Annotated in this window: 10 protein-coding genes; 6 read left to right on the plus strand and 4 right to left on the minus strand. The window is 69.3% G+C overall.

Features of this window, described 5'->3' with window-relative positions; genetic code table 11:
* Positions 1 to 187 precede the first annotated feature (187 nt).
* From AB0D57_RS46050 to AB0D57_RS46060, 3 genes are all read left to right on the plus strand, one after another.
* Positions 188 to 742 carry an MMPL family transporter gene (locus AB0D57_RS46050; protein ID WP_362088491.1) on the plus strand — a complete coding sequence of 185 codons (555 nt, stop codon included), beginning with the start codon at positions 188 to 190 and terminating at the stop codon, positions 740 to 742.
* Positions 691 to 2,403, plus strand: a complete 1,713-nt coding sequence (locus AB0D57_RS46055) for an MMPL family transporter (protein WP_362088492.1) — start codon at positions 691 to 693, stop codon at positions 2,401 to 2,403. Before AB0D57_RS46050 ends, AB0D57_RS46055 begins: the two co-directional genes overlap by 52 nt.
* Before the next feature lie 287 nt (positions 2,404 to 2,690).
* On the plus strand, positions 2,691 to 3,911 hold the full coding sequence (locus tag AB0D57_RS46060) for an MFS transporter (RefSeq protein WP_362088493.1): 1,221 nt from the start codon (positions 2,691 to 2,693) through the stop codon (positions 3,909 to 3,911).
* A gap of 82 nt (positions 3,912 to 3,993) precedes the next feature.
* Here the strand turns inward: AB0D57_RS46060 and AB0D57_RS46065 are convergent, their stop codons facing one another.
* On the minus strand, positions 3,994 to 4,446 hold the full coding sequence (locus AB0D57_RS46065) for an Lrp/AsnC family transcriptional regulator (RefSeq protein WP_362088494.1): 453 nt from the start codon (positions 4,444 to 4,446) through the stop codon (positions 3,994 to 3,996).
* A gap of 111 nt (positions 4,447 to 4,557) precedes the next feature.
* Between AB0D57_RS46065 and AB0D57_RS46070 the strand changes: the two genes are divergently transcribed.
* From AB0D57_RS46070 to AB0D57_RS46080, 3 genes are read left to right on the plus strand one after another with little or no spacing between them, the layout of a single operon-like run.
* Positions 4,558 to 5,169, plus strand: a complete 612-nt coding sequence (locus tag AB0D57_RS46070; protein ID WP_362088500.1) for a LysE family translocator — start codon at positions 4,558 to 4,560, stop codon at positions 5,167 to 5,169.
* Positions 5,170 to 5,226: 57 nt separating this feature from the next.
* Entirely contained in the window at positions 5,227 to 5,682 is a 456-nt protein-coding gene (locus tag AB0D57_RS46075) for a PaaI family thioesterase (protein ID WP_362088495.1), read from the plus strand.
* Complete coding sequence (locus AB0D57_RS46080; RefSeq protein ID WP_362088496.1) at positions 5,679 to 6,734, plus strand: MBL fold metallo-hydrolase; 1,056 nt, start codon at positions 5,679 to 5,681, stop codon at positions 6,732 to 6,734. The genes AB0D57_RS46075 and AB0D57_RS46080 overlap by 4 nt, the downstream gene beginning before the upstream one ends.
* Here the strand turns inward: AB0D57_RS46080 and AB0D57_RS46085 are convergent.
* The 3 genes from AB0D57_RS46085 to panB form a co-directional block, all read right to left on the minus strand.
* Positions 6,724 to 6,915, minus strand: a complete 192-nt coding sequence (locus tag AB0D57_RS46085) for a hypothetical protein (protein WP_362088497.1) — start codon at positions 6,913 to 6,915, stop codon at positions 6,724 to 6,726. The genes AB0D57_RS46080 and AB0D57_RS46085 overlap by 11 nt on opposite strands.
* A complete protein-coding gene (locus tag AB0D57_RS46090) occupies positions 6,888 to 7,568 on the minus strand; it encodes a PhzF family phenazine biosynthesis protein (RefSeq protein WP_362088498.1) in 681 nt (226 codons plus the stop codon). The genes AB0D57_RS46085 and AB0D57_RS46090 overlap by 28 nt, the downstream gene beginning before the upstream one ends.
* A gap of 279 nt (positions 7,569 to 7,847) precedes the next feature.
* On the minus strand, positions 7,848 to 8,699 hold the full coding sequence (gene panB / locus AB0D57_RS46095) for a 3-methyl-2-oxobutanoate hydroxymethyltransferase (protein ID WP_362088499.1): 852 nt from the start codon (positions 8,697 to 8,699) through the stop codon (positions 7,848 to 7,850).
* Positions 8,700 to 10,141: the final 1,442 nt, after the last annotated feature.

Below are 10,141 nucleotides of genomic sequence, written 5' to 3' on the forward strand. Positions count from 1 at the left end.
CCTCACCGGCGAGAACACCATCTCCTGGCGCGACCCGACATCCCCGGATCAAAATCGCATCCCGGGATGAAACAACGGGAGAAAACGACCTCTTAGCCGGCTCCTGCGGTCGTGAGTACTGCACCGGCCGCCGATTTCCTCGCGCAGTCCGCCGGGCCCCATCGCACGTCCATCCCAAGGAGTTTCGTTGTCCACGTTCCTGTACCGCCTGGGGCGGTTCTCCTACCGCCACAAGTGGGGGGTGATCGTCGGCTGGCTCCTCATGCTGTGCGCCCTCGGCGCGACTGCCATGGGGCTGATGAAGCCGTTCGCCACCAGTACGACCATCCCGGGCACCGAGGCTCAGCGGGCCCTGGACGTCCTGGAGAAGGAGTTCCCTTCCTCCAGTGACGGTGTCACCGGCGAGATCGTCTTCCAGACCGCCGAGGGGACGACGGTGACGGCCGGCGCGGAGGGCAAGGCGGTCCGCGAGGCCACCGATACCATCGCCGACATCCCCGGGGCCGAAGCCGTGGCCGCTCCGTCGGCCCAGCTGGGGACCGTGTCCCCCGACGGCCGGACGGGGATGGCCAAGGTCATGTTCGACGCGGAACAGCCCGGTGAAATCGACACGACGACGCTGGAGAAGGCAGCGGACTCGGCGGATTCGTCCGCCATGACGGTGGCGCACGGCGGTGACGCGTTCGACCCGTGGAGACGGCCGTCGGCGGCATCGGCGAAGTCATCGGCATCATCACGCTGATCGTCCTGGTGATCGTGTTCCGCGCGCTGCGTGCAGCGATCATCCCGCTGGTGACGGCGCTGGTGGGTGTGGCGTTCGGAATCCTGGGCCTGCTCTCGCTCACCCACTTCGTCGAGATGGACAGCACGGCGCTGATCCTCGCCCTCATGCTCGGCCTGGCCGTCGGCGTCGACTACGCGCTGTTCATCGTCTCCCGGCACCAGTCCCAGGTACGGGACGGCATGGATCCGGAGGAGTCCGCCGCCCTGGCCGTGGGCACCGCGGGATCGGCCGTACTCTTCGCCGGTGCCACCGTGATCATCGCGCTCGCCGCCCTGAGCGTGGTGCGGATCCCGTTCCTCAGCATCATGGGCCTCGGCGCCGCCGGCACCGTCGTCTTCTCGGTGCTGCTCGCGCTCACCCTGCTGCCTGCCGTACTGGGGCTGATGGGCCGGAACATCGCCTACAGCCAGGTACCCGTGCTGCGCAGGTCCGCGGAGCGCTCGCTGCGCCGGCAGCGGTCCGGTGCGCCGACGGCGGGAGCCCGCTGGGCGAGCCTCATGCACCGGCGCCGCTGGACCGTTCTGCTCCTCGGTGTGGTGGGCCTGGGGGCCCTGGCCGTCCCGGCCGCCGACCTCCGCCTCGGCCTCACGGTGCCCAGCACCAACCAGGAGGCCGTGCGCGCTCAGGACATGATCGACGATGCCTTCGGCCCCGGGTACAGCGGCACGCTGACCGTCCTGGTCCAGGGCGACACCCCGAAGGCGACCGAGTCGGCGGCCAAGCAGGTCGCTGCGCAGGCGACCGAACTCGACGACGTTGCCTCGGTCACTCCGGCAGTGCTCAGCAAGTCGGGTGACACGGTTGTCCTGAACGTCCTGCCGTCCAGTGCCCCCGACTCCGTGGAGACCGAGCAGCTGCTGACCGACCTGCGGGCGGAACGCGACGGCGTGGAGAATTCCACGGGTGCGCAGATCGACGTCACCGGCACCACCGCCGTGAACCTGGACGTCGCCGCCAAGCTCACGGACGCGCTGCCCGTCTACTGCCTGGTGGTCATGGGCCTCGCCGTCCTGCTGCTCACGCTGGTGTTCCGCTCGCTCGCGGTGCCGCTCAAGTCGGCGGTGGGCTTCCTGCTGTCGCTCAGCGCGTCCCTGGGCGTCCTGGTCGCCGTCCTGCAGTCGGGCTGGTTCTCCTCCCTGCTCGGCACCCAGGCAAGCCCGACCGTGATCAGCTTCCTGCCGATCCTGCTCGTCGGCATCCTGTTCGGCCTCGCGATGGACTACGAGGTCTTCCTGGTGTCCCGAATGCGTGAGGAGTACTCGCGGGGCAAGAGCCCGGAACAGGCGATGGTGGACGGCTTCGGCCACGCCTCGAAGGTGGTCACCGCCGCAGCGGTCATCATGGTGTGCGTCTTCGGCTCGTTCGTCTTCGCCGACATGCAGGTGACCAAGGGCATGGGCCTCGCCCTGGCGGTCGGCGTCCTGTTCGACGCGTTCGTCGTCCGTATGGCGCTGGTCCCGGCGGCCATGTCCGTTCTGAAGCACGCCGCCTGGTGGCTGCCGCGGTTCCTGCACCGGGTGCTGCCGCACGTCGATGTCGAGGGCGAGAAGCTGACGCATCAGCAGTCCGCGCCGGCGGACCTCGAACACCGGAAAGAGGCGCTCTCCGGGCGCCGGTGACCCCGTACAAGGGCACTGACCGACAGGGCCGCCAGTGCGGTCGGGACGGAGAGCAGGCACGGCCTGCCTCCGTCCCGGCCGCACTGTTTCCCGCACCGTTCGGGGCGAGCTGTCCAGCGGACCTCGGCATGCGGCCCCACCTCGGGCTTCTGTACCGTTGTCCGGACGACACGGCCCGGCCACGGCCGGGTGGAGGACTACGTCTCTCCTCTCTCCTGCGGCACGCCGTGTTCGAAAGACGGCGCCCTCATGACGTCCACGTCCACGTCCACGTGAAAGAGCACCTCATGGATCTGGCCACGCGCCGTCGCCGAACAGCGCTGTTCCTCTTCTTCCTGATACCCGGGCTGGCGATCTCCTCCTGGGTGACCCGCACGCCGGACATCAGGGACCAGCTTCACGCGTCGACCGCGCAGATGGGCCTGGTCCTGTTCGGGCTGTCCATCGGCTCCATGATCGGAATAATCAGCTCCGGACCACTCGTCGGCAGGGTCGGTGCCCGCCCCGTCATGGGAGTGGGAACGCTGCTCATCATCCTGGGGATCGCCGTCATCGGCGTCGGTGCGCAGCTCTCCTCCGCGGCCGGGGTCGCGGCAGGGCTGCTCCTCTTCGGCGCCGGGATGGGCGGCGGAGAGGTCGCGATCAACATCGACGGCGCGGAGGTCGAGCGCATCACCGGGCGGACGGTACTTCCGGCGCTCCACGGATTCTTCAGCCTGGGAACGGTGGTCGGGTCCGCAGTAGGCATCCTGTGCACCGCGGTCGCCTTCCCGGTGATATGGCACCTGGTGGCCGTGGCCCTCGTGACCTCGGCCACGTTCGCCTACGCCTTCCGCGCCATTCCGCACACGGCAGGCGCTGACAAGGCCCGACAGACCCAGGCCCGTACGTCATCGCCGCGGCCGAAGGTGTGGAAGGACCGCCGGCTGCTCCTGATCGGCGCGATCATCCTGGCCATGGCGCTGGCCGAGGGGGCCGCGAACGACTGGCTGCCCCTGCTCATGGTCGACGGGCACGGCATGGACCAGGCTCTCGGGTCAGCCGTCTACCTGGGCTTTGCCGCTGCCATGACCGTCGGCCGGTTCGCCGGCGGATTCTTCATCGAACGCTTCGGCCGCGTTCCCGTCGTCCGCGCCAGCGCGATCTCCGCGACCGTGGGAATCGCCGTTGTCGTCTTCTCCGACTCAGCCGCCCTGGCCGGTGTCGCGGTTGTGCTGTGGGGTCTGGGGGCATCCCTCGGCTTCCCCGTCACATTGTCGGCCGCCGGCGACTCGGGGCCCGACTCAGCGGCCAGGGTCAGCCTCGTGGCGATGATCGGCTACGTGGCGTTCCTGGTCGGTCCTCCGAGTCTCGGTTTCCTCGGCGACCACTACGGCCTTCGCACCGCGATGATCGCTGTCGTCGCTTTCACCGTTGTGGCCGTCTTCCTCGCCTCGGCGGTGGGCGAGCGTCTTGTCGAAGACACCGCAACCGCTGCCGGGGAAGAACGTTGCGAGGCAGTCGACTGACCTTGGCGCCCACTGCCTGGATCACGAACCGCGTACGTCGTGACCGCCGGGTGGTTCCGGTGCACCCGGCGACAGACCGCACCTACACGGGCAGTGGGCGGTCCTGGACGACGTGCTTCATCACGAGGGTGGAGTTCAGGCGCTGCACCCCCGGCAGCTTGGCCAGCCGCTCGTCGTAGAGCCGCTGGTACGCGGCGAGGTCGGTGGTCGCCACGCGCAGCAGATAGTCGGGGTCACCGAACAGCCGCTGGGCCTGGACGACGTTCGGCACTGCCGCCACGGCCTCCTCGAACGTGGTGACGGTGTCCCTGTCCTCCCAGCGCAGGGTCGCGAAGACCAGCGCTTCGAAGTCCAGGCCGACGACCGCCGGGTCGACGACCGCGCGGTAACCGCGGATCGCGCCGTTCCGTTCCAGGTCGCGCAGCCGGCGGTGGCAGGGCGAGACGCTCAGCCCGACCCTGGCGGCCAGTTCGGTCACCGTCAGCCGCCCGTCCAACTGCAGCTCAGTAAGAATATTTCGATCCAGAGCATCCATGAGCAATATTCTCCCCCACTTCGCTGCCTATCGGGGAAAACACGGAAACACTTTCGGGCATTGCTCGCATAATCTCCCCTCTCGAAAGGCGAAGTGCGAGAGGGGCCCATGATGGATACAACAACACTGGCCGCCTTCCTGGCGGTGGATCTGCTGCTGATCTTCACCCCGGGTGCGGACTGGGCCTACGCGATCGCCGCCGGACTGCGGGAGCGGTCGCTGATCCCCGCGGTCGCCGGGCTGGTCGCCGGATACGCGGGATACACCCTGCTCGCCGTGGCCGGCCTGGTCGTGATCGTCGCGAGCTCGACGGCCCTGCTCACCGCCCTGACTGTGCTCGGCGCGGGCTATCTGATGTGGCTGGGGTGGTCCGCCTTGAAGCGGCCGGCCGAGCTGAACGCCGCCGTGGAGCCCCTCGCCTCCTCACGCGGGAAGATCATGCTCAGGGGTTTCGGGATCAGCGGCCTGAACCCGAAGGCGCTGCTGCTGTACTTCTCGCTGTTCCCGCAGTTCATCGACGCTCAGGGTGGCTGGCCCGTCGCGGTCCAGACCGGTGTGCTCGGCGCACTCCACATGGCCGGCTGCGCGGTCGTCTACCTTGCCGTGGGGGCGCTCGCCGGAGTCGTGCTCAAGACCCGCCCGGCAGCGGCCCGCCTGGTCACCCGTATCAGCGGCGTCCTGATGATCGGCATCGGCGGGCTCCTGCTGGTGGAGAGCGCCTGAGGGGATGGCGCCGTACCCGCACCGCAGATCCGCAGACCGTCACCGATGGAGAGCCACGTGGAAGACCAGACATCGCAGGAACAGGCGAGCCCCGAGGTACGCAAGCGCATCCAGGAGAGCTTCGACAGGCAAGGGCTGATGCGCCACCTCGGCGCGCGCATCACCCGCATCGCTCCGGGCTGCGTACACATCGCCCTCCCCGGCAGGCCCGAAGTGACCCAGCAGCACGGGTACTTCCACGCAGGTGCCACCAGCTCCATCGCCGACAGCGCCGGCGGCTACGCGGCCCTCACCCTCTTCCTCGAGGACACCGAGGTGCTCACCGTCGAATACAAGATCAACCTCCTCGCGCCCGCGCTGGGCGACCACATCGAGGCGATCGGTACCGTCCTGAAGGCCGGACGCACCCTGACCGTCTGCCAGTTGGAGGTGTACGGCGTCGGCGACGGGCGGCGCAAGCTCGTCGCCAACGGGCAGCAGACCCTCATCCGCGTCGACAGGCCCGCGCAGTGAACCCGCGGATGCTGCCGCCCTGGGTGACCTGGGAGCAGCGGCCGTTCCCGGACGCCAACCTGCTCCTGCTCCACGGACGGCAGCCGGCCCTCGTCGACAGCGGGTTCGTCGGCCATGCCCGACAGACAGCGGCCTGGGCCCGCGCCCACGCCGGCCACATCGAGCTGGTGGTGAACACCCACTGGCACTCCGACCACGTCGGCGGCAACGCTCTGCTGCAGTCCGGCGGTGCGGGCATCGCCGCCGGCGCACCGGAGGCCGAGGCGATCGCGCGACGGGACCCCGGCTGCTGCGCGGCCGAGTACCTCGACCAGCCCGTCGCCCCCTACACCGTCGACATCCCCCTCCACGACGGACAGCTCCTTCGGCTGGGCGACGCCGACTGGGAGGTCGTCCACACGCCCGGGCACACCCCGGGCCAGCTGGCGCTGTGGCAACCTGACGAGCGACTGCTCGTGGTCGGCGACGCGCTGTCGGACTACGACGTGGGCTGGGTGAACCTGGCCCTCGACGGCCCCGACGCGGCCTTCACCGCACTCGGCTCCCTGCAGCGGATGGCCGGTCTGGCCCCGCGCGTCCTCCTCCCCTCGCACGGCCCGATCCCTGCCGATCCCGGCGCCGCGTTCGCCGCCGCACTGCGCCGGGCCCAGCGCCTGGTCGACGATCCGGACGGGGCCGTCTGGTACGGCGCGAGGCGGATCTTCGCGTTCGCCCTGATGATCCGCGACGGGATACCGGCCGACGAGGTCGAGCCCTACCTGCACGCGCGCGCGTGGCTGACCGATGCGGCACGGCAGTTGGGCCGCTCGCCCGCGGCACTGGCCACAGAGCTGGTCGCCACCATGCTCCGCAGCGGTGCGGTCGCCCTGCGCGACGGCCGGCTGCGCGCCGCCGCGGAGCACTCACCGGTCACCGGCGAATCCCTGCGCGTGCCCTGTCCCCGCGCATGGCCGCCCGCCCCGTCGGGGGCGGTGGGAGCCGCTTCGCCGCACCGGCCGGCCGACGAGCAGGGCGGCCGCACGCGGAGCGACCCCGGACGCCTCAGAGAGTGATGGTGCCGCGGATGTAGCCGGTGGCGCCGCCGCCGACCCACACGGTGCCGTCCTCGTCCGCAGTGATCTCGATGGTTCCGGCCCGGCGCACGCGCGTGCCCTGGGAGACCCGATAGCTGGAGGGCGCGGCACCGGTGGCGGTGAGCCACTGCCCTACGGAGGCGCGTTCATGCTGCCGCACACGGGGTCCTCGGCCACGCCGACGCCGGGGGCGAAGGTGCGCATCTCGAAGTCGTGCTCGGATCCTTCGGGGTACGCGCCGATCGCGCCGACCATCGCGGTGGGGATGAGGGACAGGTCGGGTTCGAGAGTGAGGACCTCTTCGGCGGTGGGCAGCCGGACCACGGCCCAACCGGGCCCGTTGTCGACCCACTGGCGGGCAAGGACACGGTCACGCTTGACGCCGAACGCGGCGACGATCCGGTCGACGTACTCCTCGTCGAGCGCGCCGTCGCGAACCAGTGGCGGTGCGGCGAAGGACAGGATGTCACCGGCGCGGCGCACCCTGACCAGGCCGACGGCACACTCCTGCACGATGCGATCGGCGTGCCGGGGCACGCCGCCGTTGTCCAGCCATGCGCGGGCACACCCGAGAGTCGGGTGGCCGGCGAAGGGCAGTTCGCCTCCGGGAGTGAAGATCCGCAGCCGGTAGTCCGCGGCCACCGTGGTGGGAGGCAGCACGAACGTGGTCTCGGACAGATTCGTCCAGCGCGCCAGGCGCTGCATCTCCTCGTCGGTCAAGTCCGTCCCGTCCAGGACAACAGCCACCGGATTTCCCAGGTAGGGGTCCGTGGAGAAGACATCGACCTGCATGAACGAACGCGGGCGCGGCATGGCGGGCATGAACCTTTCAGTGACGGCGGGAGGACCTCGGGCGTCCCGCGCGTGGACGGAAGCTACTTCATCGGAGCCCGCCACGAGGAGAACAGGGCTACCTGTACATCATTGGACTGATTTGCGGCGTTCGATGGGGTTCAGACGGTGGTGACGCGTGGCCTTCACATGTCGCCGCAGATGAGTGCAGTTCAGAGGGGTGGTACGTGACGCAGCGGTTCCCCGGGCCGTGGGACCGGAAAACCGTCGTACGCGCCCGTCGGCGTCGTGCGTCTCCGGTCAGAACGTGTGCTCCGGGGCCGGGAAGCTTCCGGCGGCCACGTCCGCCGCGAAGTCCCGGGCCGCGTCTGTCAGCACCGTGTGCACATCGGCGTACTGCTTGACGAAGCGCGGCAGCCGCCCGGTGCGCAGCCCGGCCATGTCCTGCCACACCAACACCTGCGCGTCGCAGTCCTTTCCGGCTCCGATACCCACCGTGGGGATCTGTACCGACTTGGTGATCTCCGCAGCGACGTCGCCGGGCACCATCTCGATCAGTAGGGCGAACGCGCCGGCGGCTTCGAGTGTCTTCGCCTCGGCGATCAACCGCTGCGCGTCCTCGCCACGCCCCTGCACCCGATAGCCGCCGAGACTGTGCTCCCGCTGCGGGGTGAAGCCGATGTGCGCCATCACGGGGATTCCGGACCGCGCGAGCAGTTCTACCTGAAGCGCCATTTCCGCTCCGCCTTCGAGCTTCACGGCCTGCGCGCCCGCCTCCTTCATGAAGCGAACCGCCGTGTGGAAGCACTGCTCGGCCGTCGCCTGGTAGGAGCCGAACGGAAGGTCCGCGATCACCAGAGCTCGCTGGGCGGACCGGGTCACCGCGCGTACCAGCGGTATCAGCTCGTCCACGGTCACGGGCAGCGACGTCTTGTTGCCGAGGACGTTGTTGGACGCGGAGTCGCCGACGAGCAGTACAGGAATGCCCGCCTGGTCGAAGGTGGCCGCGGTGTACATGTCGTAGGCCGTCAGCATGGCCCACTTCTCCCCTTGTTCCTTCATCTCGCGCAGGTGATGGATGCGCGTGCGCTTCGGGGACGGCGCGGTGGCGGGCGACGTGCCGTCGCCGTACGGGGTGGGCTGCTCGCTCATGGTGTGTCTCCAGACGTGCTCTCGAGGCTCCTCGCGGGAGTCCCCGGATTCATCGTTGTCCAAGGTCAGAGCGTAGGACGGTGTCGCCCGTAAATGTTCCTCCGCCGAGGCTGCGACCTGCCCGTTCGGGGGAAGATCACGCGCATCCGCACCTTCCGCCGGAAGATTCTTTCCCGGGCGTTGCGGGGTGGCCGGTGGCAGCAGGGGGCCGAGCGAGACCACGCAGCTCAGCAGCCTCCGCGCGGCTTCGCCTTGCTGATTCGTCAGGAGGAAGGGCAGCGGTTGAAGCTTTCCGCCCGGGGCAGCGCTGGGGCTGCTGGATTCGGTCTCCGGCACGACGAGTCCAGCGCCTACCACGGACCGGTGTTACTGCACATACCCCGCCTGGAGTCACGCGGCTCTGACTGGAACGACCGCACCACATGACAGCCGACCCTGCGGCACGTGACCGGTGTGTACCTGGTCACCCCCGACCTCGGCAGCGCGCAGGCAGCCGAGCTGCCGTCGCCGTGACCGCCCTGACCCAGCCCGGACACGCAGGGCAAACGTACGAGTTGAGCGGGCCGAGGCTGCTGTCGTTCGCCGATGCCGTCGCCGACATTTCCCACGCCACTGGCGCACCATCCGCTACACCCCGCTGACCACCGAGGCATACACCACCGAGTAGGGCGCCCACGGTGTTCCCGAGGAATGGGTGCGGCTGACCGTCGACCTGTAGGCCCACATCCGTTCCGGCGCCTTGAGTTCGGTCACTGGTGACGTGGAGAAGGTACTCTGCCGCAGCCCTCGGGACTTCGCAGACTACGCCCGTGCAACCGCCGCGCAGGGCGCCTGGAACTCCTGACGACTGTTCGCGTACTTCTCCGCCCACGCCATCGCTTCACCGAACCGACATGCCCACTTCCGACAACCCACTTGCCTAATGAAGCTCCCTGAAGTCGCTGTGGACGATCGACTCTTGGTGGCACGAGAGGGGGTCGAGGCGGCCGATCAACACTCTTGTCGGAGCCTTGAGTGCTCCGGCGAGGCCCGGGCGGACGGCTCCCAGGCCGACCCCGGCCCGGCGCGCAACGTCGGCGAAGTCAGCCGTGGAGCACCGCAGTCCCGCCCCGATCGTCGGGTCCCGGGCCAGACGCCGTGCCGCGAGCGCCCGCATCCGCGCCAGGGCACGCACCGCCTGCCGGTAACCCTCGGCGGTAGGCCGCTGCTCCAGGGTGTCCGAAGACCTTCCGGAAAGCGGCCGTGGGCTTCACATCGTCGATCAGCTCACCGCAGGGAAATGGGGCTTCCGTCTGTCAGGTGACGGCGGGAAGATCGCCTGGATGGCCGTCCTGCTCGCCGTTCCCTGATGGCGTCCCGCCACGTGGTGTAGGGGATCAAGACACCGGAATCCGCAGGCCAGGGGCGCCGACCATGCCCGATCAGATGTCCAACTCGCCTTG

The organism is Streptomyces sp. NPDC048275, from assembly GCF_040652275.1.
Lineage (GTDB): Bacteria > Actinomycetota > Actinomycetes > Streptomycetales > Streptomycetaceae > Streptomyces.

Bases quoted from the DNA above. Each gene is read 5' to 3' on its own strand.
- AB0D57_RS46060 (WP_362088493.1), top strand. From the start codon at position 2,691: ATGGATCTGGCCACGCGCCGTCGCCGAACAGCGCTGTTCCTCTTCTTC.
- AB0D57_RS46065 (WP_362088494.1), bottom strand. From the start codon at position 4,446: ATGGATGCTCTGGATCGAAATATTCTTACTGAGCTGCAGTTGGACGGG.
- AB0D57_RS46070 (WP_362088500.1), top strand. From the start codon at position 4,558: ATGGATACAACAACACTGGCCGCCTTCCTGGCGGTGGATCTGCTGCTG.
- AB0D57_RS46090 (WP_362088498.1), bottom strand. From the start codon at position 7,568: ATGCCGCGCCCGCGTTCGTTCATGCAGGTCGATGTCTTCTCCACGGAC.
- panB (WP_362088499.1), bottom strand. From the start codon at position 8,699: ATGAGCGAGCAGCCCACCCCGTACGGCGACGGCACGTCGCCCGCCACC.